This window comes from Streptomyces rectiverticillatus (assembly GCF_013394065.1).
GTDB lineage: Bacteria > Actinomycetota > Actinomycetes > Streptomycetales > Streptomycetaceae > Streptomyces > Streptomyces rectiverticillatus.
This window is the reverse complement of sequence record NZ_CP040752.1, coordinates 51,404-73,674: the sequence shown is the minus strand read 5'-3', so window position 1 is coordinate 73,674 and position 22,271 is coordinate 51,404. Positions and strand designations below refer to the sequence as shown.

Genomic DNA, 22,271 nt, shown 5'->3' with positions numbered 1-22,271 from the left:
TCTCAGGCCTGGTCGAGTCCGTCGCGGAGCCGGGCCAGGTCCTCGGGGCCCACGATGACGCCGAAGTCCTCGGCCAGTACGCGCCCGAGGTCGGCCGGCGCGATCTTCCGCTCGGTGTACGAGCCGTCGGGCCGGAAGGTGGTCCACGTCGTCGCGTCGAGCCGGTGGTGGTGAGCGGCGCTGAACGCCTGGGCGAAGGGGCGCTTGACGAAGGGCGAGCGCGGGTGGGTGGAGACGTAGTGGCTGCCGACGACGTAGTCGATCGGGTACTGGGGGTTGAGAGTGAAGGTGTGCCGGTCCAGCCAGTTGCCCTCGCGCCGCTGGTGCAGCCACCAGTCGTCGAAGCCCAGCGCCCCGGGACGCCGCTCCAGCCGGAAGCCCCATCCGTCGAAGTCGGCCTCGACGCCGTCCGCGAGCTCGATCGGCTCCAGGGGCCCGCTGCCGAAGCCGACGTCGCACAGCCACAGCCGCTCGTCGTCGGCCGTCGACACGGCCAGCAGCGCGTGGGTGGCGGGCAGGACCTTGGGCGAACCGAGTGTGATGCGCCCGCTCAGCGCGGTGAACCGGAACCCCAGCCGCTCCAGGGCCGCTGCGAACAACGTGACGTGCTCGAAGCAGTAGCCGCCGCGACCGCCGTGCACGAGCTTGCCCTGGACGGACTCGAGATCCAGCAGGATCGGAACCCCGAGAACGGCGTCGAAGTTCTCGAACGGTATCGAGGTGACGTGCGCCCGGTGCAGCCCGCGCAACACCCCCAGCGTCGCGGCCCGCTCCCCGCGGTACCCGATGCGGTCCAGGTAGGCGTCGAGGTCCAGGAGATCGCCGCTCCAGTCGTATATGGGGCTCATGTGCGTCGTGCTTCCTTCGCTGGCGTCAGTCGATCGTCCACGAGTCGATCGATCATGATCACGACGGTACGCGGCGGCCCCGTCCCGACACATCTGTCCACAGCTGGTACAGACCTCGGTCGTTGGTCCTAGGCGGTTCAACGGGACCGCCCGGTTTCCACCACCGTCCTTGATCCGGCGAGACACCCTTGGGGGATACGGGGTGCATGGTGGTGGCCGTCGCGCTGACCCCGACCGAATGCTCCGCAGCCCCGATGCGACGTCGCTATGCTTCCGGGGCCATGGGAAAGCATCGCCGACCCGGCCCCTTCGACCAGTCCTCCCGCGTCTTCCCGCACGTCGATTCCGACGACCCGCTCGCCCCGTTCCAGAGGCGTCGGAAACCACCCCTCGACGGACCGTGGCGCCGCCACCGCCCAGCCGGAGGCGGCGCCACCCACGTACGTTCCGGAGAGGAACGGCTCCTCGAGGAATGGGACGGCTTCGCCTACCAACCGGCCGGGATCGCCCCGAACCTTGCCGAAGCACAGAAATGGGCAAGGGGAGAGCGGTGACCACAACGCCCACCGGCACCTCCGAAACCCGGCTGATCGTCCTGCGGGGCAACAGCGGCTCCGGCAAGACCACCACCGCCCAAGCACTGCGCACACACCACGGCCGGGGTCTGGCCATCGTCGGCCAGGACTACCTCCGGCGTGGAGTCCTGGGTGAACGCGGCCCCGCAGACGCCACCCTCGGCTTGGTGGACATCGTCACCCGCCACTGCCTCGACGAGGGCTATCACGTCGTCCTCGAGGGCATCTTCTCCAGCAACAGGTGGGGCAGGGTCCTGTGCGAGCTCGCAGCCGGCCATCAGGGCACCACCGCGTTCTTCTACTTCGACATCCCCTTCGAAGAGACCTTGCGACGGCACGCGGCCCGTCCCGAAGCCGACTCCTTCGGTGCGGAGGAGATGCGCGACTGGTACCGCCCTGGAGACCTCCTCGGCAACGGCATCGAGGAGACCGTCATCGGCCCCGGCAGCAGCCTCGACGCCACGATGAACATGGTCATGGATGTGACGGGGTTGCGGATGGACCGCACGCTCGGCTCGTGACATGCCCGGTACGGCGCCGTGTGTCGCCATGCACACCGGTACACGCACCCGCGCCCGCTTCCGGCGTGGCCGGACAGGACGATGAGCGGGCCGTCGAGGGTGGCCGGATAGGCGTGTTCGGGCGGGGCGGCGAACCCGATCAGCAGCCTCTGGGGGGAGAGAGGGGGGCGGCCGGTGGCGTCGTGATGGAGCTCTGAGAACCCGCGCAGTGCGAGGCCCTGCGGGTCTCCGGCCCCGAAGACTTCGGACCGGGCCTTCTCGAGCACCCGCCGGGTGGCGGCGAGCCAGGCCTTGGAAGGGGAAAGGGCTGCCGTCGGGGAGGCCGGGGCGCACGGTGGTACCGACTGCGGTGCCCTAGCCGGGGCGCGTGACCAGGCAGCCCTCTGCAGCCAGTTGGTCGTAAACGGCGGTGACGGCACCTCGCGAGAACCCGAGCTCCTGGGCCGGCCTGCGGGTGGACGGCAGGTGCGGGGCTGAACGCCCGGCAACGTCACAGCGGGCTCTACTCGGCCGACCGTCTCATCAGGCCGCGCCGCCCCGCCCGGCTGTTGCGAAGGGAAGCTCTTGCTTGCTGGCCGACCGTACAGGGCGGGAGCCGAGGGGGCGGGGCGGCCTGGTATCGGTTGGATCGAAGGCGATACTGCGACCCGGCGTCTGCGTTTCGAAGGCAGATTGTTGATCTTGCTCTTGTTTCGTTAGGGAGGGGCGAGGCGCGGCGCGTGCTCGGGTCCGATGAGCTGGGGTGCCGCGGGCGTGCCAGCGTGCCAGCGTGCGGGGTGTCGACCGAGCGTAGGGCGACGTCGAGGCATGGAGTCGACTGGCCTGGCCTGGCCGGGTTGCTCGCCGACCGCAGTGACCTAAAGCCATCACGGCGGCAGGTAGTCGCCTGGCCCGACAGCCGGCCCTCGGCCGGGCGCCCGGGCCAGGGCTGCCCAAAGAGGCTGAGGGGACGCGAGGGACTGACATTTCGGAAAGTGGTCCACTTCGGGAGCGTGGGCTCCTACCCTCCGTTGGGTGATTGTCCTCGACAGTAATCAGCTGCGTCTCTTCGCCCCTGGAAGTCCCGCCCTCAGGCTCTTCTCCGCAGTCGCCGAACGAGCAGGCCACACCATCGCCACCACAGACACCGCCGTTCGAGAAGTAGTCCGTCAGCGTCGTGACGAACTCTCTTCGGCACACAGTGCGCTGATGCGGGCGGAACGCGAGATCAACGGGCTCACCACCAGCCCGGGGAACTATGTCAGGTTTGCGCATCCGACGCTGCGAAACCGGCCCGTCTTCATCTCTCAGGAGGCAGCGCGGTTCGAGTCGGAGCTTCGTGACACCTTCCGCATCCTGGAGACGGCCCCGCAGGACGCGCTGGAAGCCCTGCGGTGGGAGGCCGAGCACCGGCCGCCCTGCCGCAACGGGTCGGGAGCACGAGATGCCGCTATCTGGCTCACTGCCGCACGCGCCTGCAGGACTCCCGACACCGACAGGAAGGGCCGGCCGCTCCCCGTCATCTTCGTGTCCAAGGACAAGGACTTCACTCAACCGGGTGACCCGTCCCGCCTCGACGAGGCACTGAGATCCCAGCTGACCGACAGCGGGATGCTGATCCTGAAGTCAGAGGTCGTCCACGCCATGGCCGAAATCGGTTACCCGAGGCGGCATGTCAACGCGGAAAAGATTACTGGCCGTGAGGACTTCAGACAGACGCTTATCGAAGTCGTCCGCGACGGAGCGGGGCCCGGAAGGTTCCCGAACGTGATCGAGTCGGCGGAGACCATCGTCAGTATGGCTCCTGGTGGCAGGGCCTATGAATGCCGCGGAGACGGAACGAGGCTGATCAGCATCTCCGGTACGTGGAGCCTGCAATTCGTGACGGAACAGCTGCCCCCGCAGCCGAACGGCCGGGCCGGCGGCTACAAAGGGCTCCCCATGGGCGTCCAGGGGATGGCTCTGCTGGTTGAGGACGCGCAGGCGGAAGCAACGAAGATCGATTTCTTCCCGCAGGTCATGAGTTTTACCAGCATGGGCGAGCACGCCGGTTGGTGACACTTCTCCCTGCTTCCGGTGCGCCGACGCGGACCTTCAGCAGCCGACTGTCCGCTCCCTGGCCGCAGGCCCGCCTCTACCTGCCGGAAGGAAGCCCGTCAGTTGGCCCCGGCACGGCGTCCGGCCGCCTGGACAGATGTGGTCCGCCGCGCAGCAGTCGATTCGCCCAGGCCGCCGCATGAAACGGGGGCATGACGGGACGTGTCGGCTACACCGGCGGCGCCACCTCGTCGGGTAGGAACAGCCCGATCCGACCCCGAACAACCCGGGTTCCGCTCCGCACGTTTGGGGTCGCTCGGCACTGCAGTTCGGTCAGGCCTGGAGAGCGATGACCTTTCACTCCTGCGGCCGCAGGTCGTGGAGTCGGCACACTACCCGCACCCTCACCGCAACGCCGCACTCATCCCGGCGGCGCACCACTAGGTCCTGTCCGATGGGTCGGTGTGACTGACCTGTCAGCTGATCGTTCCCGTCAGCATGGGGCGGGGTGATGTATCCGACGAGGAATGGGCTCGGTTGGCACCACACCTGCCCAAGAACGTGGGGCGAGGTGGCCGTTGGAAGAGCCACCGCAGAGTGATCAACGGCATCCTCTTCCGGCAGCGGACCGGCCTTCCATGGCGGGACCTGCCGGCACGGTTCGGGAAGTGGAAGACCTGCCATGATCGGCACCGCAGATGGTCAGCGGACGGCACGTGGGAAAAGATCCTGCGGGCCGTCCAGGCCGACGCCGATGTGGAAGGCCGGATCGATTGGAGCATGGTCAGCGTGGACTCGACGTCCTGCCGTGCCCATCAGCACTCCGCAGGTGCCCGAAAGCACAACCCCCGCATCCGAGGCAGACGCGGTCGGCCCGTCCACCACCGCCCAGACGAAGCTCTGGGACGCTCCCGGGACGGCCTGACCTGCAAGATCCACCTGGCCTGTGAGGGCGGACGCCGTCCGCTTGCGTTGCTGATCACGCCGGGTCAGTGGGGTGATGCCCCGCAGCTGATCCCGGTGCTGGACCGCATCCGCGTTCCTCGCCGGGGAGGCGGACACCCCCGCACCCGGCCTGACCACCTCGGCGGCGACAAGGCGTATTCGTCCCGCCGCAACCGCCGCTACCTCCGGCGGCGGCAGATCAAGCACACCTCCCGGAGCCAAAGGACCAGCGTGCCAACCGTCAACGCAGAGGCAGCAGGGGCGGTCGGCCCGCCGGCTTCGACAAGACGATCTACAAGCGTCGCAACGAAGTTGAACAAACCATCAATCGACTCAAGAACTTCCGGGCCGTGGCGACGCGTTACGACAAGAGGGCCTACATCTTCCATGGCACTGTGACCGTCGCCGCGATCTGGCTGTGGCTCCGCCGCCCCTGACCCGCCAGACAGTGCCTAGCCGAAGGGGACCTGCACACACCCCAGGCGCGCCCCGGCCGTGCCGGCCTCGCCCGGTCCCGTGTGCGTGTGCTCGTTGTGCACCACGAGCGAACGGGCCTCTCCGTCCCGGAACTTCCACCGGACGTCGGAGTGCGCACGGGCGTTGCCGTGCTTGTCGGTCGTGAAGTCCAGCCACACCTCGTTGCGCGGGTTGGCGTAGGCCGGGTCGGTGGACGGCTGGTGGGGGTCCTTACGGTGTTGGTAGTGCGGCCCCGAGTCGTCGGGCTTGGTGCCGCACGGCTTGGTGTGCACATGCGCGCCGTACTCCCGGTTCGGCAGCAGCCCGCTCACCCGGAACGTGACGTGCGTGCCACCCGGCCCCTCGAACTTGTCGACCACGGCTCGGGCGTCGGCCGGGACCTTCTGCATGTCATACGTGATGGCCTTGGGCGGCACGAACGCACTGGGCGGCGCGAACTGCGCGTCCACGTGCACGGCACCAGGGGTTGCGCAGGTGGCGAAGAGGGCTGCGAAGAAGACCGCTGCGGTGGTGAAAGGCATGATGGTTCCTCTCTACTACCGGCTCAGGTCATCAGAGCAAGTGTCCCGGCTGGGCCTGGCTATCGCATGCGGTAGCGAATTTTGCCCCTGGCCCGCCCTTTCACCGTTTCCGGATTTTCCAGCCCGTCCGGCGCTTGAGGACCGGGGTCTGGGGCGGAGCCCCAGGAAACGGTGAAAGGGCGGGCCAGGGGCAAAAATCCCACGGTGCACCCCCCCGGGGGGCGCCCGGACACGGCAACGCTCCAGCCCCGCCCCAGGCTGTCGTTTATCAGCCAATCCGGCGGAAAGGACTCGTCCGCCACTGCAAGTGACCCATCCACCACTGCAAGTGATCCGCAGGAGAGAGTCCCATGAAGCGCATCCTCACCACCCTCGCCACCAGCGCACTCCTCGCCCTCGGCGGCACCGCCCTCGCCACCCCGGCCCACGCAGCCGTGGGCGACCTCAGCGTCGGCCCCGCCCAGGTCACGTTCGGCGAGAACATCACCGCCTCGGTCAGCGGCTGGGAGATCGTCAGGGTCACGGAACCGAACCTCTTTCATCCTGGTTCTTGAAGGGTGAAAGGCGCCCATTCCTCGTCGGATACATCACCCCGCCCCATGCTGACGGGAACGATCAGCTGACAGGTCAGTCACACCGACCCATCGGACAGGACCTAGTCGTTGAGACTTCTTGACCTCAGGTGCAGTTGAGCTCTTAGCGTCGCCGGCGACGAAAGGAACTCAACTGTGACGACATTGGTTACGGGTGCTACCGGGAACACCGGTCGGCACGTTGTGGCAGAGCTGGTCCGCCGAGGAGAGCACGTTCGGGCGCTGACACGGAATCCGGCCGCCGCTGCGGGAAGGCTGCCGGCTGAGGCGGAGCTGGTTGCCGGCACGCACACGGCACCGGAGGGGCTGGTCGCTGCCCTCGACGGCGTCAGCCGGTTGCACATCACGGTGACGGCGGGGCTCGCCGAGGCCGGGCCCGCATTGGTGCGGCGGGCGGTCGACGCGGGCGTGCGGCGCATCACTGTGGTGTGGGGCGGGTGGGTGGGGCCGGTCGAGCAGGCCGTGGCGGACTCGGGTGTGGAGTGGACACGCCTGGAACCGCAAGAGTTCATGTCCAATACGTTGGCCTGGGCCGAATCGGTTCGGACCGAGGGGATCGTGCGCGAGCCGTACGACTTTCCCAGCGCGCTTGTCCACGAGGCGGACATCGGGGCGGCGGCAGCGGTCGCACTGCTCGACCATGGCCATGCGGGGCGTGCCTACAACCTCACCGGCCCCGAATCACTGACCCCGCGTGAGCGGATCGCCATCCTGTCCAAGGCAGCTGACCGGGACATCCTCCTTGTCCCTATCACGCATGAACAGGCCGTCGACCGGCTGATGGCCACCGGTGTGTCCCGGGCGGACGCCGAATACGTCGTGGGCTGGTACGCCGCCCCCGGCGAGGACGCCACGACCGTCGTCGACACCGTCGAGCGGGTGACCGGCCGCCCTGCGCGCACGTTCGCACAGTGGGTGGCCGAGCACGCGGAACTCTTCCGCGCCTCCCGGGTCAGGGCCGGCTGAGCGACTGAGCGGGTCCGATAGGTCAGCAGCCTCGGGTCATCGGACACGCCCCAGGTGGTGGGACCGGCTCTGTGTTCCATGACACGCTCCGGCTGGCAGTTTCCTCTGCCAGTCGTCCCCGGGCCGCCGCAGACCATGAAAACTGGTGACTGCGGGGTTAGCTGGTGGTGGTCGTGGTGTCTTCGAAGTAGGAGTCGAGCGCTGTGTCCAGTTCTGTCGCCCATTGCTTGAGCAGGTTCCGGCTCGGTGCCTCGATGTGGAGGTCGTAGCTGTGGCGGCTGGTGGTGTACACCCTGATGGTGAGTCGGCGGGCGAACCGCGGGGTGTTCGTTTCCACTGCGCCGATCTCCGGCCAGTTGAACTCGGCTGTCTCGTCGTCCAGCCGGAAGGTGATGCCTGTGCTGTCGACGGTGATCGAGCCGCATCGGTCGGATACCTCGAAGACGGGGCCGTCGCTGCGCGGCTGCGGTTCGTTGTCGGCGACAGCCGCTTCCGTTTCCGCTTCTGCTTCCGCCTTCGGTTCTGCAGCAGGGTCGGCGTCCGGTGCGGTGTCCGGTGCGGCGTCCGCCGGTCCCGTGGCACGCTCTGTTGCCTGGGCAGGGCGCGGCGGGGTCAGGCCTGGGACGAACGCCGGATCGATGCCGGCGGCGTTCACGGGCGGGTTGTTGTTCTGGTCCATGCGGTGCTCCACGGCGGGCAGTATGGCCGATGAAGCTGTGCAAGCGGTAGCCGGGCTCGTTCGGCGACGGAGCGTCGCCGTGGTTCGGGGCCGGTAGGTGAGTCGCGCGCTGCGCTTCCGGGGCCTCCCAGGACCCATTGAGGGGTGGCCGGCAGGGAAGGGCCCGCCCGCTTGAAGCTCGGCAGCGACTGGTGCGGGCCGCCGAACATGTCGTGAGGCGCCGGCCGGCATAGCCGCCCCGCTCAAGTTCACGGCACAGATTGTTGGTCCACAGGGTGGTGTCGGAGTTCGGCACGGCAGAACCGTAGGCGTGCCTGCCCACTGACAGCCGGTCCTGTGGAAGCGGCAGCGGGAAACGATCGAGCGGCGGCCCCCGCGATCCTCGACGCGGCGGCCCGTCTGGCCACAACGAACGGCATCCGGTCGGTCACCATGACCGACATCGCCGCGGAGGTCGGCATGCACAAGTCGGCGATGCTCCACTACTGCGAGACCCGGGAAGAGATCTTCCTCCGCCTGGCTGCCACCGGCTGGGTGGAGTGGTCGCGGGCGGTGCGCGAGCGGCTCGCCGACGCAGCGCCCGGCACGGGCGACGGGGACTCCGCGGATGCCGTGAACGGCGTGGACTGGACCAAAAGCCTCACCTGCGCGCGGTCGCCCGGCTGCTGGCCGAGTCGCTGGTGGCGCAACCCCTGTTCTGCGATCTGCTCGCCCACACGCCGTCCTGGAGAGCGTCCGGTCCTTCAAGCTGACAGCCCTTGCCGAGGTCGCGGCCGTGGGCGAGGCTGTGCGCCAGGTGGCCGCTGTGCGCCCGGCGCAGGCCGGCAACGTCGTCGCCACGGCTACGGTGATGGCCGGAGCACTGTGGCAGATGGCCGCCCCGGGAACCGAACTGCGCCGCCTCTACGAGTCGGACCCGGACCTCGCTCACTCCGTCGTCGATGTCGCCCGCCGCTTGGCGTAATCGGCGAACCCCTGCCAGTCGATCAGGACGCACGGCTCGCCGCCGACCACCCACGCGTCATGCCCGGGCGGGCAGAGCATGCAGTCGCCCGGGCCGAACTCGTCCTCCTGCCCGTCGTCCATAACGACCTTGATCCGGCCCGAGACGACGTACGCCAGATGGGGGGCCTGGCAGCTGTCGGTCCCGGCGATCGGCTTGACGTGCCGGGACCATCGCCAGCCGGGCTCGAACGTCGCTCGGCCCACCGGCCCGGCACCTACGTCCACCAGCTCCAGACGTCCCTTACCTTCCTCGAAGGGGCGTACTTCCTCCGCTGAAGCGAAGCTCTTGCGTACGAGACCGGCCATGGACGCTCTCTCCTCGGGCAGATGGGATCTCTCGAACTTAGCCATGGGCGCCGTCGCGGAGCCAACGCTGCTGAGCCGGACGAGTGGCCAGGCGACGATTACCGGGGGCAGGCCGCTACCCGGGCCGGGATCGCGTCCGACGCACCGAGCGGAGACCGGACATGCGTACGGGTGGGAACGGCGCTCACCGTGGCGCCGTACAGGGCCGCTGCAGCGGCGGCCGTCGACCTCGCGCTCGAGTTCGGCGACCTGCTTGGACAACGAGGGCTTTGTGATGCCGAGCGCTGCGGCCACCCGGCCGAAGCGCTGTCGGAGAGCGCGAGGGCGTAGCGCAGACGGCCCTGCAGACCGTGGACGAACCGCTGACACCGAAGCGCCAGCGCCGGTCGTAGTTGCTGTGGCATCCCACACGACGAGCTCGGTGCCGTTCGCGGTGCTTCCGTTGTTCGCGAGCCCCACGCACTTTTCGAAACCGGCGAGGCTGCGCCACAAAGGGACCGCGGCCGTCGCGGCCGGTCGGTTCCTCAGCCCCCGATCTTCGGCCGCCGTCAGGGTCCGGCATCTTCGAACAGGTGAGAATGTCGGCCACAAGGCCGGAGCGGCTAGAGGAGTCGACCCGCCGGGCGGATCAGGTATCCACGATCTGTTCGGAAGTCGCCCTGAAGCGGCCCGATACCGCACCCGGCCCGCTGCCTCCTACACGCCTATGCGAGCCGTTCGCGCTGCGAAGGTGAAGTCCTGCGGGGTAACGCAGGGTCCCCGCCATTGCGGGTCGCCGGCTCCGCGCCAGGCCCGGAGGAGGTGACAACCCGAGCACGGTGAAGCGCGACTGGCCGGACGTGCGGTCGGCGACCCGGATGGATCCCGGAGGTCGGCCTTCGCCCGGGCTCGGCGTGACGAACGTTTGCTTTATGACCACGGACGCGCCCGGCGGGGAAGGCCGGATCACCGATGTCCAGTAAGGACGACCAGCAGCTGCACGCGTTGCGGCCTACGGTGACTCCCGGCGCGGCCCGAGGGCCACGCTGCCTGCACGGGGGCTCGTGTATGCCCATGCGCGCACGCAGGAGCCCCGGAGCGCTCTGCTGGCGCTGTTGCCCGCATCCTCACGACCGTTGACCGACCTCTTTGAGCCACCTACGTTCGGGATGAGGCCCGGTCCGTGTGGACGGGCCAGCCGCGGCTCTTGGGGGCGCAGGTGCACTGGTATGTGGATGTACTCAAGAAATACGCGACGTTCAGCGGACGGGCGAGCCGCCCCGAGTTCTGGATGTTCACTCTGATCAGCCTTGTCGTCAGCATCGTGCTGGCCGTCATCGACGTTCTGCTCGGCACGGGCATCATCATCGAAACCGTCTACGACGTCGCCGTGCTCCTGCCCAGCCTCGCTGTCAGCGTCCGGCGCCTGCACGACACGGACCGGTCGGGCTGGTGGCTACTGATTGGCCTGATTCCGATCGTGGGCCTCATCGTCCTGATCGTGTTCTGGGCCGCGGCCGCCAAGCCGCAGGAGAACGCCTACGGTACGAACCCACAGAAGGTTCCGGCCCGTTGAGGGCTTAGCCCCGCGCCTTCACGAAACGGCTGTCCGGCAGGCGGCCCGCTCAGCTGAACCAGTGAGTATGAGGGTTGTCGAGGCACTCGTTCCCGCACCGGCCTGAGGCACTTCTCAGGTGACCAAGCCCTTGGGCTCGGTTGTCGACGTGATGTTTCACAGCCGCCGGATGCGCAGCACGCCGGTCAGCATGGGGAGAGTGAACTCGCCGCGGGCGGCCTCAGGTTCGCTGGCGAGGAATGCCCGGATCCGTCCCAGTGTGGCCTCTTGTTCCTGTCCTGGCATGACGAGCACCCCCGCGCGCGTCGCGATGGTCGCGACGAGTGAGTCGGCGGTGCGGGGCTGCCCGTGGGGGAACTCGGTCTGCTCCGGTGAGCCGAACCGGGCGGCCGCAACAGTCTTTGGAAGGTGCATGTCCGCCGTCGCGGCGCGCCAGCCGGCGGGCGTGTCGCGTGGGCCGATGGCTGCGTTCCCGCTGACCCGCGCGAGCCGGGCAACCCACTCGACCTGGTCGTCCATGAGGTTCCATAGGCCGACCAGGACGCCGCCGGGTGCGAGGACTCTGGCGATCTCGGGTCCCGCGACGGCCATGTCGAACCAGTGCATGGCGTTGCCCGCCAGCACGGCATCGACGGAAGCGTCCGGCAGCGGTATCGCCTCGGCACGACCCGGCAGGGCACGGACGGCCGGCAGCGAGCGGCGCAGCTCGGTCAGCATGTCCGGGTCGGGCTCGACTGCAATGACTTCGGCACCCAGCGCGACCAGCGTGGTGGTCAACTTGCCGGTTCCGGCGCCGAGGTCGAGCACGCGCGGTCCGGGCACGGGCTCGAGCGCCCAGCGCACCGCGGCCTGCGCGTAGTCCGGACGGTGCTCGGCGTATGCGACTGCCACTGCTCCGAACGACGAGGCGTGAAGCAGCCGTTCATCCTGGTCCACGCGGTGACCGTATTAATGCTGCCGGCGGTCCGGCAACCTCGCCTCGCCGCTTCCTCGCCACTTCGGCGGCAACTATCCGATGGCACTCCTAGCACGGCCTCGCGCATTCACGGGGTGGGTGTCCGAGACTTGAGCGCTCGCGGTCGCAACCGGCGGGGACTGCCTGGCCGACATCGCGACGGAACGGTGAGGGACGATGACCTCATCCGGGACCTGGCGAGAGCAGGGCTGCATAGGGTGCGAGACCACCGCGGACGGCAAGGCCGTGGTCATGCGCAAGCACGACCGGTGGAGTGTGGTCCCCTTGTGATGGCTCGCCGATGAGGCTGCGGACACCAACAAGGCTAAGGCTGAGGCCGGCGTCGGCCCTCGTCCGACGGCTCGACCTGCAGGGCTTCGGTGCGACCGGGCCGGGGCGTCACCGCCCCGGCCCGGTGAGAACGCTGGTGTCAGCTCACGACCGACGCGCAGGTGGTGGGTTCGGCGTTGGCCGGGTCGAGGAGGTTGGCGACCTTGTGGACGACGATGCGGTCGATGCTGCCGATCGAGATGTGCTCGGAGAGGTCGAGGGCGCAGAGGTCCTGGAGCATGATGTTGCGGACGTTCGGGCCCGACAGGAAGTTCGTGCCGTGCGGCGTGACGACCTGGTCGTACTTGGTGGCGATGACCGAGTACTCGACCCCGGGCATGGTGTCGGGGCTGGCGTTCAGGCGCTTGAGGAAGTCGGAGCCGAGCGCCTGGTCGGTGAGGCCGGGGGCCATGCCGCCGAGTGCCTTACGGGCCCCCGGGACGGCATCCATCAGCTTGGTCAGGCCCATCATGGTCGTGCCGTGGCTGGACGGGGCGAGGCCGATGAGGTGGTTCACCTTGTCGGCGCCACCCAGGAAGTTGATGTAGTAGCGCGGCATCATGCCGCCCTGCGAGTGGCCGACCATGTCGACCTTGTCGACGCCGGTGGCCGCGCGCACCTTGTCGACGAAGACGGAGAGCTCTTCGGCCGACTTGGCGATCGGGCCGAGGCCGTAGAAGACCGGCACACCGGGCAGCTTGCCGTAGTCGAGGGAGAAGACGCAGTAGCCGCGCTTGACCAGGTAGGGCGCCATCACGAGCCAGTTGTCGACGGAGTTGCCGAGCGTGCCGTGCACCAGGACGACGGGGCGTGGGTGGGCGGCGGAGGGCTTGCAGTCGTAGTCGTTCCAGCCGCTGCTGACCGCGGAGGGGCGGTCAGTAGTCGAGGCGGCCGAGGCGGCGGAGGCAGTGGAGCCGACGGCAATTGTCAAGGCAACAGCTGATAAAACGGAACAAACAAGGCGGGAAACGTTGCGGAATCCAGACATGAAGAACCTCATCCATGGGACGGGCAGACGGCATCGGCACAACGACCTGATCGGTCGCGCGCTCAAAGCGTCCGCGTGGATGCGAGTAAGATCACCGAAAAGTTACCCACAAGTCAAGTAAGAATGTTCCAGCACGTCAGAACGGATGAGACGCCACCCAGTTGGCGGCCGCCCACTCATCAGGAGCGCGGGCGAAGAGCGCGTGCGAGGATGCCGTCATGACCGTCGGCACTACCGCTCTCCCCGCGTCCTGGATGATCGCGTCACCGCCCGTCCGCTCCGCCTGGCCGCACCGTGCTTCATGGCTTACGCATGTCACTACCGTTCGCGCGCCCGGCTGTCCGCCGAGAACGCCGCCTCCAGCCCCTCGGCAACCACCAGTTCGCCCTGCCCGCCAGAGTCATCAGGCCGGGAACCAGAGCCCCCCGCACCACCACGGCGTCCACCACGACAGCCAGGGCCAGGCCCGTCCCGGTGAGTTTGAGCGAGGTGACGCCGGAGGTCGCGGGGCCCGCCATGGCGGCTGCGAAGACGAGTGAGGCCGCCGTGACCAGGCGGCCCGTTCGCTGCATTCCCGCGACGACGGCCGCGGTGTTGTCACCCGAGGCCAGGAACTCCTCCCTGATGCGGGCGACGATGAAGACCTCGTAGTCCACCGCGAGCGCGTACGCGGTCGCCAGCAGGAAGACGGTCGTCGTGTCGCTGAGGTACCCGGGGGCGTGGAAGTCGCCGACGACACTTCGCAGGTGGCCGTCCTGGAACACGTACACCAGGCAGCCCAGCGTGGCCCCCAGGCTCATCGCCGCCACCACCACGGCCTTGAACGGCACCAGCAAGCTGCGGGTGAACAGCGCCATGAGCACGAACGTCGCAGCCGCGACGACGCCGCAGCACCACGGCAGGGCCCGCCGGACGGCGGACAGGGAGTCCACCGCCTCTGCCGCCCGCCCGGCGACGAGAACGTGGCCGTGGGCAGGGAGAGTACGCAGCTGCCGCACCAGGACCGCCGATCGCTCCGTACCAGGAGGAAAGCGTGAAGCGACGACCATCACCGGGCCGGCCGGTGCATCCTGCCGTGTGTCCCAAGGGCCTGGTGCCTCGACCTTCGTGCCCCCGCGGTACCGGCCGGTGAAGGTGCGGACGAAGGCCGTCTGCGGCAGTGCCGACACCGTGCGGGCACGGCCCTCGACCTCCTCGCGCGGTGTCCCTTTCGGCAGCCCGACGATCAGCTCTCGCTCCGGCGCCGAGGCGAAGTCCTGACGGATGATCACTGCCGCCGTACGGGCCCTGCTGCGGTGCGGGAGATCGTCGACGCCGCTCGGTCCGAGGGAGACGTGCCATGCGGGCAGGGACATTGCGGTGAGCGCGCAGGCGGCGGCGAGCGCCGCCACGACAGGCCGCCGGGTGACGGCCAGCGTCGCCCGGCGCCAGCCCGGGCTGCCCTCGGGCCCGCGAGAGTTGCGCCTACGGAGGCGGGCGAACAGGTCGAACCGGTCGGTGTTCCGGCCGAGGAGTGCCAGCAGGGCGGGGACGACGATCACGGAAGCCGCTGCCGAGAACACCACCACCGCGACGGCGGCCCAGGCTGCCGAGCGCAGGAACACGAAGGGAAAGACCAGCAAGGAGGAGACGCATGCCAGTACGATGCCGGCCGAGACGACGACCGCACGGCCCGCCGTGCGGACGCTGCGCTCGACGGCCTCCCGCAGGGACACGCCGGCCGTGGATTCCTCGCGGAAGCGTGAGACCACCAGGATGCCGTAGTCCACCGCCAGGCCGAGCCCCAGGGCGGTGGCGATGTTCGAGGCGTACACCGAGACCTCCGTGAAGGAGGTCAGCAGCCGGAGAAAGGCCAGGGTGCCCGCCGTGGCGATCAGCGCGCTGACGACGGGCAGCAGCGCCGCGACGAGGGAACGGAAGACGAACAGGAGGATGAGGGCACAGGCCGGCGCGGAGATCAGTTCGGCCCTGAGCAGATCGGCACGGTTGTCCTCCAGGATCTCTTCAAGGGTCCACGCCGCCCCGGTGGGCGTGATCGTCAGCGGCCCGCGGTGTTCGCCGAGGGCGGCGACGAGCCGCCGTGCGGCCCCGGCCCTGAGGGCCTCCTCACCGGTCAGGTCGGCGGAAACCAGTGCGGAACGCGCGTCCCGGGAGATCAGCGCGGGGTCGTTCGCGCTCCAGTACGAGGAGACGGCCCCGACACCCGGCGACCGGCGGACCTCCTCCTCCACCGCACGGCCCGCCGCCGCGACCTCCGGCGAGCGTACGTCCGACGTGGTGCTCAGCAGCAGCACCAGATCAGGGCCGGAGAAGCCGTAGCGCTCCCCGAGCGCGGCGCTGTCCCGGGCGGCGCGGGATCCGATCGGGACCGGCCAGGTGTTGCTGAGCCGGTCCAGGCCGCCCGCGCCGAACAAGCCCATCGCCACCGTAGCGACAACGCACGCGACCACGGTGAGGGAAGCCCTGTGCCGGGGACGCCACCGGGCGACCGCTCCGAGGAGACGCAGCACACCCCGGGCTGCGGCCTTGCCGCGAACGCTGTGCCGACGGTGCACGGGCGCATCCTCGTGTGAGGGAAGTCAACCGGTCCAGGGAATCCACTGGTTCATTCGGAGTTACCGGGTTATCGCCCTCAAGGGCTACCCGGGAATCCGGGGTTGAGCCGCCATGTCGCGCTTTCGGTGGAACGGCGCGCGGGCGGCGTTTTCCCCATCCGCTTGCCGGGTAGCCGTGGCACATCCACAGAAAGATTCGCATTCATGGCTGCTCTCGCCCTGATGGATTTCGTGCTGGTGGCTTTCGTCCTGGTGCTGTTCGCGGGTTCCCGCTGGATTCCCGGACGGTCGGTGCCGGCGGCGGCGACAGAAGACCTGGCGGCGGCGGGGGATACGGATACGGAGACGGAGCCTCCGCGGGCCTACCGCCTCAACGGTGCCTGGCTCTTCGCGCTGACCGCGGGCGCCGCGGCGGGATTCTGGATCTGGTCACCGCGGGTGCTCGTCTGGCCGGACCGGCACTGGGGAGAACTCCTGCTGGTGGCCAATGCGTTCGCGTTCGCACTGGCCTGGCTGCTGTTCCGCACCGGCCGGCGCCGGACGCCGGCCGCGTCCGGCCCGTCCGGACGGCGGCGCGGCCTGAGTGACTACTTCTACGGAGTGGAGAGGAACCCCGTATGGGCAGGGGTCGACCTGAAGTTCTTCTCCTACCGGCCCTCACTCATCGGGCTCTTCGTGTTCAACGTGTCGGCCGCGGCTGTCCAATACACGGGTCAGGGTTCGTTGAGCGGCCGGATGCTGCTCTATCAGATCTTCTTCTTCGTCTACCTGGCCAACTATTTCCAGTTCGAAGGCGGCATGGTCCACACGTGGGACCTCATCGCCGAGAGGTTCGGATGGATGCTGGTGTGGGGGGACTACGTTCTCGTGCCGTTCTTCTACGGCATCTCCGGACGCACGCTGATCCACGTCCGGGAGCCCCTTCCCCTGTGGCTGGGAGCGGTGTGCTGTGCGTTGTTCGTCTTCGGATTCTGGCTCTTCCGCGGAGCGAACGACCAGAAGCACCGCTTCAAGACCGGTGGCGCCGTCACCATTTGGGGCCGTCCGGCCGAGACACTGGGCGGCAGGCTCCTGGTGTCCGGGTTCTGGGGCATCGGCAGAAAGCTGAACTACACCGGCGAACTGCTGGTGTACCTCAGCTGGACGCTGCTGTGCGGCACCGGCTCCGTCGTTCCGTACCTGCTCCCGGCCTTCCTGCTGCTGATGTTCGTGCACCGGGCGCACCGTGACGACCGCCGCTGCCGCGTCAAGTACGGCCGGCTTTGGGAGGAGTACTGCCGCCGCGCCAGGTTCCGGATGTTCCCGTTCGTCTACTGAACCGGCCGGGTCGGCACCCGCCGCCGGTCGGAGGGGCGGCGGCATCCGTCCCCGCTTCCATATCACTTGCCCCATATCACTTGCCCCAGCCGTGCCCCGGGGGACGGCTCATCCACCGCAGCCAGCCGAGGTAGTCCCCGCAGGCCTGTACGGACGTGCGCCATGGGTTCGTGCGGCACCGGCCCGTCACGAGTTGTTCGTGCAGGGCGTGACCGGCCACGTGCAGGACGGCGCCCGTCAGGGGGAGGGGGCCCAGCTCTTCCGCGCACAGCAGCCGCATCATGCGTTCGCGTTCCGTGCCGCTGGCGCGCAGGACGGCGTACATGCTGCGGCGCAGATCCCTCGTGGTCCGGCCCGGGTCGCAGAAGATGCGGTGCAGGGCGGCAGCGAGGTGTTCGTGCGGCCGCACTGCGGCCCGTCGGCGTCGGCCGTGAGCGGTGACGTCCTCGGTGCCGGCGAGGCATTCGGCGTCGCGCAGGCCGATGGTCAGTCCCGAGGCGGTCAGCGGGTGACAGGTGCCGACCGCGTCACCGACCAGGACGTGGGGCTCCCGGCCGTGGAAGGTGCGCAGCCGGACCCGGTTGGCGGCCCACTGCACCGCCTCCTTCCGTTCCAGGGCCGTGCAGAGGAGCCCGGCCAGGTCGGCGGGGAGGAACGGGGAGTAGACGCGCCGTACGTAGGACGGCAGTTCCGCGGCGCGCCGACGTGACAGGGGGACGTCCACGGTCACCCGGACGGTGTCGTCGTCCAGCCGGTAGGCCAGTACGGGGCCGGGGCCGCCCGCGAAGACGTGCCCGTACCCCTCTGCGGGGAGAGCGAGGCCGCGCAGCAGCACACCGGCCGTGCGCGAGACGGTCGTTGCCGGCGCGGCGCAGTGGATCGTACGCCGCACCACGGAGGACTGCCCGTCGGCACCGACGACGCGCCACACGCGCGCGTGCCGCTCGGGTCCGCCCTCGCGGGTGTAGGTGACCGTGGTCCGCCGGATCGAGGTGATACGCGTGCCGAGAGCGAGGGTGATGGCGGGGTCGTCCGCCGCGACGGCCCGGAGGGTGGCGACGAGCTCGCAGTGGCGTGCGGTGGCGGCCCGGTCGCCGCGCGGGCAGGGCAGCGTGATCGGCGGGCTGCTGTCCTCCGGGTGCAGGATGAAGCCCAGGGCCGGGAGGAAGGAGGGCGCGGGCGTGCCGACGCCGAGCCTGCGCAGCACGGCGACTCCGCCGGGGTGGATCCACTCCCCGGCCAGCCGCGTGGGCGGCCGGCGCGAGGCCTCCAGGAGCAGGACGCGGTGGCCGGCGCGGGCGTGGGCGAGTGCGGCGGCGCACCCGACCGGGCCCGCGCCGATGACCGCGACGTCGCATGGCGGGCTCATCGGTGGTCAGCGTTTCCTGCGGCGGTAGCGCACCGTGCACGGCTGCCGGGGAGGGTGGAACACCGAGGCGCGGACCTCGCGGACGTCGGGACCGGCGAGCTCCAGGTCGAAGGCGCGCAGGAGGACGCTCCAGATCACCTTGATCGCTTGCTGGGCGAAGGCCGGGCCCAGGCAGGGGTGACGGCCTCCGCCGAAGCCGATCAGGGCGTGGTGAGCAGTGCCGTGTTCCGTACGATCCGGAAGGTACTGGTCCGGAAGGTAGCGGTCGGGATCGAAGGCCCCGGGGTCGCGGAACACGTCCGGCAGGCGATGCGACGCTCCCGGCGAGGCGCACACCAGGTAGCCGCGCGGGACCCGGTAGCCACGGATGCACAGGTCTCGTACGGCCAGGCGGGGGAGCAGCCAGATGGCCGGGTGGAGGCGCTCGGCCTCCAGGAGGCAGTGGCCCAGGCGCTCGAGCTTGTGGAGCGGGGACAGCGTGGTCGGCGGATAGTCCGTGAAGGCGCTCTCCTGCTCCGCGCGCAGGACGGGAAGCCACTGGGGGTGCTGGAGCAGAAGCACTCCGGTCCAGGCGGCATGGATCGTGATGGGAACCGCGGCGAACAGCCAGGAGAGCATGAGGGCGGCCGCGGTCTCTTCGTCCAGGGAACGGCCGTCCGGGCCCTCGGCACGCATGAGCTCCTCGAAATGGCTGCGCTTCTTGCCCTCGGGGCGGTCGCGGGGAGCGATCTCCTTGATGGCACGGGTGAGGGTCTCACGGGCGCGGTCGGCCCGGCGGTGGTGGGGCAGGAAGGGGCGGGGGCCGATCGCGAAGGACATGAAGAAGGAGGCTTCCAGCCGGCTCAGCAGCGCCGGGAGCACCGGGGCCAGCGTCCGGCCGAACCGTGGTCCGATCAGGCAGTGGGCTGAGATGCGCGCGGTGATGTCGCGCATCACTGCCATGAGGTCGAACGTGCCGTCCCCGTTCCACGGGGCGACGTACCGCTCCATCTGATCGAACATGATCGCGGCGTGCCGGGTCAGGGCGTCCCGCCGGAGATGGGGCAGCAGCAGGGAGTGATGCCACGTCATGACATCGGCGGGGGCGTTGAAGCCCACTCCCCGGCCCAGCAAGGGGGCCAGGAGCGGCTCGTAGACGGGACGGCGGTCCGCTTCGGTGTCATCCAGGCTCAGGACCACGGCATTGGCCTGCGGCCCGCAGAACGAGGCCACGCGCCGGCCCGGCAGTGAGAACGTCACGGCTTCGCCCTGCCTGCCGTGCGCGCGCAACAGGAAGCCCACGGGGTCCTGGAAGAAGGGGATGGCGTGACCGATCACCGGCAGCCCCCCGTCGGCCTTGGGGAGGTTCCGTCCTCCGGGCTGTGCGGCAGCCTGCGCGTCGGTGGTCATGGTGCACCTGCGGGTCCATCGGGTCCTGCGGGTCCTTCGGACGCGACCGGCTCGGCGGTGGTCGAGGGAGCGGACAGGGCGACGGCCCGCAGGTAGCGGCCGACGGCCAGGGCCGGGAAGTACACCGGGTAGAGGTGGTAGACGAGCATCATCGTGCCGAAGAAGACACCGTTGACGTGGCCACCGGTCCAGGAACCGTCCGCTTGCTGGTGGGCGCACAGCCAGCGGATGCCGTTCTCGACGACGGGGTGCCGGGGGCCGAGGGTGTCGAGCCCCGCCAGGACCGCCCAGGCCGTCATCTCGGGCAGTCCTGTGTCCAGCGCGAGGTACCGGCGTTCGAGGCAGCTTCGCCAGTCCTCGCCCCAGGAACCGTCCTTCAGCTGGGACCCCTCCAGCCAGCGGGCCAGCGCGACCGGCGCCGGGTCGTCGGCCGGAACCCCCGCGGCACGCAGCCCGCGGGCTGCGTGGAAGGCGGCGTAGGTGTAGTTGATGCCCCATGTTCCGCTGAACGACCCGTCGGGGTGCTGGCACGCGCGGATGTAGTCGATGCCTCGGGCCATCGCCTGTCCGGCACGGCGGCGCGCGACCGGTTCCAGCAGGGGCCGCATGCGCGACAGAGCGGTGAGGACGGAGCCGGTGCATTCGACCGACGACGTGTCGGTCATGCACCCGGCGAACATCTCCGTCGGGTTGAGGGCCTCCAGCCAGGTGCCGGCACGCCGGCGGTCGAGGGTGCCGAACCCGCCGTCGGGGTTCTGCCGGTCCAGCACGACGTTCAACGCGCCGTGCAGGGCCGGTCGGCCGAGGCGGGCCGAAACCGGAACCCGGTGGCCGCCGGGGCCCGTCACCTCCTGTGCCTGCAACAGGGCGCCCACGGCTTCGGCCGTGCAGTCGCTGACGGGCCAGCGGCTGTCGCCGTCGGAGAACGCCCAGCCGTGGCGGACGGTGCGCAAGGGCGGCACACGTCCGCTGTAGGTGGTGATCTGCGCCTTGCGCAGGAAAGCGTGTGCTCGGTCGATCGCGGAGCCCAGCCGGCGGTCCGGTCCGTGGTCCGCCCCTGCAGCGCCTCCCGACAGGAGCGCTTCCACGGCGAAGGAGGTGTCCCACACCACGGACCGGTCCCCGCAGATGCGCAGGCCGCGCTTGCCGTCCTGCCAACACCAGTAGTGCAGGCGGGCGACGGCGTCGTCCAGCAAGGGGTGGTGCCGGTCGCGGGCGAACAGCACCAGGCACTCCACCAAGGCGTTCACCGAAGACAAGCCGTGGTGCGGTGAGGCGTGCTGCTCCTCGACGACCGCGCGGTGACAGCGCTCCAGGGCAGCGCGGCGCAGGCGGCGGCTGTGCACCCGCTCCCACCCGCGCAGGCACCCCTGCAGCACGCGCAGTGCGGGGCCTCCGGCAACGTACACGTCGGTGCTTCGGCCGGGTGGCACACGGGCTCCTGCGCCCTGGCCGGCGAACAGCTCGCGGCGGAGGTCGCGGACGACGGGACACGGGTCCGCGCGGAACTTCGCGCCGTACAGGTAGGCCATGCCTTGGTAGAGCATCCGGGTCCAGCCCAGGAGCCGTTCGGGGTGCAAGGGCGCCCACGCGGGCAGAAGCATCGCCTCAGGGGGAACCGGCGCCACCTGACGGTAGGGCACCAGGCCCAGCAAGGCGAGCCAGAAGAGCCCCCATTGCGGAACGGAGCGGCAGCCGCCCGGCTGAGCGTGGAGCCACTGCCGGGCACCGGCGGCGAGTGGTTCATGGGGTTCTGTGCCGAGCAGGCGCAGGGCCACGTAGGCCAGCGTCGTGGCGTACGGCGACGGCGGGCCCTGCGGGTGCATGCCCCAGCCTCCCTCAGCCGTACGGGTCGCCCGGAAGCCCTGGAGGATCGCCTTCCGTGCCCGCTCGTCCGGAGGGCGTTGCAGGACGTGCAGGACGATGACGTACTGGGAGAGGATCATGGTGCTCCACTCCATCTCGCCCTCCCACGCACCCCTTTCGTCCTGGAGGCCGAGCAGGCGCCCGCAGGCGGCGTCGTACGTGCGGTGCGCGCCGGGCACGGGCGCGAAGGCCTCGGGGCCGCCGGTGGCGGTATCGGGCATCGCCATGTGCCGTCATCCTCTTTCGGATCTGCCGGGGTACGCGAGCGACTATGGAGAATCTGCCTTCCGCTTCTGATCGATAAGCCGCCGAGGGAGGAGAAAAGAAACTCCCTATAACATGGAAATCTGATGGCCTTATGATTGGCTGCGTCATGGTACGGAGCTCCTGTGATGCTCGTCCGTGAGGCGGTCGGGAGAGGAGCGCGGCTGAATCCGCGCGCCGCCTTCGAGTTCCCGTGCGACCCCGGGTGCGGGATTTTCACCCGAGGGGCCG

19 protein-coding genes are annotated in these 22,271 nt (G+C 69.5%); 9 read left to right on the top strand and 10 right to left on the bottom strand.

From position 1 onward, the window contains the following. Window positions 1-2: 2 nt before the first annotated feature. Entirely contained in the window at window positions 3-848 is an 846-nt protein-coding gene (locus FGW37_RS00355; protein WP_179079182.1) for an arylamine N-acetyltransferase family protein, read from the bottom strand. Window positions 849-1,054: 206 nt separating this feature from the next. Between FGW37_RS00355 and FGW37_RS33045 the strand changes: the two genes are divergently transcribed. The 4 genes from FGW37_RS33045 to FGW37_RS00340 all read left to right on the top strand — a co-directional run bounded on the left by FGW37_RS33045 (window position 1,055) and on the right by FGW37_RS00340 (window position 5,342). Further along, window positions 1,055-1,402, top strand: a complete 348-nt coding sequence (locus FGW37_RS33045) for a DUF6087 family protein (RefSeq protein WP_343066954.1) — start codon at window positions 1,055-1,057, stop codon at window positions 1,400-1,402. After that, window positions 1,399-1,944 (top strand): AAA family ATPase, encoded by a 546-nt coding sequence (locus FGW37_RS00350; RefSeq protein ID WP_246430182.1) that lies wholly within the window; start codon window positions 1,399-1,401, stop codon window positions 1,942-1,944. Before FGW37_RS33045 ends, FGW37_RS00350 begins: the two co-directional genes overlap by 4 nt. A gap of 1,014 nt (window positions 1,945-2,958) precedes the next feature. After that, on the top strand, window positions 2,959-3,981 hold the full coding sequence (locus tag FGW37_RS00345) for a PIN domain-containing protein (RefSeq protein WP_179079180.1): 1,023 nt from the start codon (window positions 2,959-2,961) through the stop codon (window positions 3,979-3,981). A gap of 477 nt (window positions 3,982-4,458) precedes the next feature. Further along, a protein-coding gene (locus tag FGW37_RS00340) for an IS5 family transposase (RefSeq protein ID WP_179079179.1) occupies window positions 4,459-5,342 on the top strand; the annotation gives its coding sequence in 2 pieces (ribosomal slippage) (window positions 4,459-5,107 and window positions 5,107-5,342; 885 coding nt in all). 15 nt (window positions 5,343-5,357) lie between these two features. Here FGW37_RS00340 and FGW37_RS00335 read toward each other — a convergent pair. Continuing rightward, the gene (locus FGW37_RS00335; RefSeq protein WP_179079178.1) at window positions 5,358-5,903 is read right to left on the bottom strand and encodes a superoxide dismutase family protein; all 546 of its coding nucleotides are present in this window, start codon (window positions 5,901-5,903) and stop codon (window positions 5,358-5,360) included. 350 nt (window positions 5,904-6,253) lie between these two features. Between FGW37_RS00335 and FGW37_RS00330 the strand changes: the two genes are divergently transcribed. Together FGW37_RS00330 and FGW37_RS00325 are read left to right on the top strand one after the other, a co-directional pair. After that, window positions 6,254-6,457, top strand: a complete 204-nt coding sequence (locus tag FGW37_RS00330; RefSeq protein ID WP_179079177.1) for a hypothetical protein — start codon at window positions 6,254-6,256, stop codon at window positions 6,455-6,457. 174 nt (window positions 6,458-6,631) lie between these two features. Beyond that, window positions 6,632-7,462 carry an NmrA family NAD(P)-binding protein gene (locus FGW37_RS00325; RefSeq protein WP_179079176.1) on the top strand — a complete coding sequence of 277 codons (831 nt, stop codon included), beginning with the start codon at window positions 6,632-6,634 and terminating at the stop codon, window positions 7,460-7,462. 157 nt (window positions 7,463-7,619) lie between these two features. Here FGW37_RS00325 and FGW37_RS00320 read toward each other — a convergent pair whose 3' ends face one another. After that, window positions 7,620-8,141: a hypothetical protein gene (locus FGW37_RS00320; RefSeq protein WP_179079175.1), complete on the bottom strand. Its 522-nt coding sequence runs from the start codon at window positions 8,139-8,141 to the stop codon at window positions 7,620-7,622. A gap of 775 nt (window positions 8,142-8,916) precedes the next feature. Here FGW37_RS00320 and FGW37_RS33950 point away from each other — a divergent pair. Next, window positions 8,917-9,105: a hypothetical protein gene (locus FGW37_RS33950; RefSeq protein ID WP_343066952.1), complete on the top strand. Its 189-nt coding sequence runs from the start codon at window positions 8,917-8,919 to the stop codon at window positions 9,103-9,105. Here FGW37_RS33950 and FGW37_RS00310 read toward each other — a convergent pair. Further along, window positions 9,069-9,452, bottom strand: a complete 384-nt coding sequence (locus tag FGW37_RS00310; protein ID WP_179079174.1) for a cupin domain-containing protein — start codon at window positions 9,450-9,452, stop codon at window positions 9,069-9,071. The genes FGW37_RS33950 and FGW37_RS00310 overlap by 37 nt on opposite strands. 1,198 nt (window positions 9,453-10,650) lie before the next feature. Between FGW37_RS00310 and FGW37_RS00305 the strand changes: the two genes are divergently transcribed. Next, on the top strand, window positions 10,651-11,007 hold the full coding sequence (locus tag FGW37_RS00305) for a DUF805 domain-containing protein (protein WP_179084414.1): 357 nt from the start codon (window positions 10,651-10,653) through the stop codon (window positions 11,005-11,007). Window positions 11,008-11,163: 156 nt separating this feature from the next. On the opposite strand, the gene FGW37_RS00300 is transcribed toward FGW37_RS00305, so the two are convergent. The 3 genes from FGW37_RS00300 to FGW37_RS00290 form a co-directional block, all read right to left on the bottom strand. Beyond that, window positions 11,164-11,943 (bottom strand): class I SAM-dependent methyltransferase, encoded by a 780-nt coding sequence (locus FGW37_RS00300; RefSeq protein WP_179079173.1) that lies wholly within the window; start codon window positions 11,941-11,943, stop codon window positions 11,164-11,166. Window positions 11,944-12,392: 449 nt separating this feature from the next. Beyond that, entirely contained in the window at window positions 12,393-13,280 is an 888-nt protein-coding gene (locus tag FGW37_RS00295; RefSeq protein WP_246430180.1) for an esterase/lipase family protein, read from the bottom strand. Between the two features lie 299 nt (window positions 13,281-13,579). Next, window positions 13,580-15,700, bottom strand: coding sequence for an MMPL family transporter (locus FGW37_RS00290; RefSeq protein WP_179079171.1), 2,121 nt, complete (start codon window positions 15,698-15,700; stop codon window positions 13,580-13,582). A 339-nt stretch (window positions 15,701-16,039) separates the two neighbouring features. On the opposite strand from FGW37_RS00290, the gene FGW37_RS00285 reads away from it, so the two are divergent. After that, complete coding sequence (locus FGW37_RS00285; RefSeq protein WP_179079170.1) at window positions 16,040-17,152, top strand: phosphatidylethanolamine N-methyltransferase family domain-containing protein; 1,113 nt, start codon at window positions 16,040-16,042, stop codon at window positions 17,150-17,152. Between the two features lie 76 nt (window positions 17,153-17,228). Here the strand turns inward: FGW37_RS00285 and FGW37_RS00280 are convergent, their stop codons facing one another. Genes FGW37_RS00280 through FGW37_RS00270 form a run of 3 tightly spaced genes read right to left on the bottom strand, consistent with a single transcriptional unit; the run spans window position 17,229 to window position 22,003 of the window. Next, window positions 17,229-18,521, bottom strand: a complete 1,293-nt coding sequence (locus tag FGW37_RS00280; protein WP_179079169.1) for an FAD-dependent oxidoreductase — start codon at window positions 18,519-18,521, stop codon at window positions 17,229-17,231. A 6-nt stretch (window positions 18,522-18,527) separates the two neighbouring features. Further along, window positions 18,528-19,910: a cytochrome P450 gene (locus FGW37_RS00275; protein WP_179079168.1), complete on the bottom strand. Its 1,383-nt coding sequence runs from the start codon at window positions 19,908-19,910 to the stop codon at window positions 18,528-18,530. Beyond that, window positions 19,907-22,003: a prenyltransferase/squalene oxidase repeat-containing protein gene (locus tag FGW37_RS00270; protein ID WP_179079167.1), complete on the bottom strand. Its 2,097-nt coding sequence runs from the start codon at window positions 22,001-22,003 to the stop codon at window positions 19,907-19,909. Before FGW37_RS00270 ends, FGW37_RS00275 begins: the two co-directional genes overlap by 4 nt. Window positions 22,004-22,271 lie beyond the last annotated feature (268 nt).

Coding starts and splice junctions, on each gene's coding strand:
- FGW37_RS00295 (WP_246430180.1), bottom strand. CDS start 13,280: ATGTCTGGATTCCGCAACGTTTCCCGCCTTGTTTGTTCCGTTTTATCA.
- FGW37_RS00355 (WP_179079182.1), bottom strand. CDS start 848: ATGAGCCCCATATACGACTGGAGCGGCGATCTCCTGGACCTCGACGCC.
- FGW37_RS00335 (WP_179079178.1), bottom strand. CDS start 5,903: ATGCCTTTCACCACCGCAGCGGTCTTCTTCGCAGCCCTCTTCGCCACC.
- FGW37_RS00330 (WP_179079177.1), top strand. CDS start 6,254: ATGAAGCGCATCCTCACCACCCTCGCCACCAGCGCACTCCTCGCCCTC.
- FGW37_RS00275 (WP_179079168.1), bottom strand. CDS start 19,910: ATGACCACCGACGCGCAGGCTGCCGCACAGCCCGGAGGACGGAACCTC.
- FGW37_RS00285 (WP_179079170.1), top strand. CDS start 16,040: ATGGCTGCTCTCGCCCTGATGGATTTCGTGCTGGTGGCTTTCGTCCTG.
- FGW37_RS33045 (WP_343066954.1), top strand. CDS start 1,055: ATGGTGGTGGCCGTCGCGCTGACCCCGACCGAATGCTCCGCAGCCCCG.
- FGW37_RS00270 (WP_179079167.1), bottom strand. CDS start 22,003: ATGGCGATGCCCGATACCGCCACCGGCGGCCCCGAGGCCTTCGCGCCC.
- FGW37_RS00290 (WP_179079171.1), bottom strand. CDS start 15,700: ATGGGCTTGTTCGGCGCGGGCGGCCTGGACCGGCTCAGCAACACCTGG.
- FGW37_RS00320 (WP_179079175.1), bottom strand. CDS start 8,141: ATGGACCAGAACAACAACCCGCCCGTGAACGCCGCCGGCATCGATCCG.
- FGW37_RS00280 (WP_179079169.1), bottom strand. CDS start 18,521: ATGAGCCCGCCATGCGACGTCGCGGTCATCGGCGCGGGCCCGGTCGGG.
- FGW37_RS00310 (WP_179079174.1), bottom strand. CDS start 9,452: ATGGCCGGTCTCGTACGCAAGAGCTTCGCTTCAGCGGAGGAAGTACGC.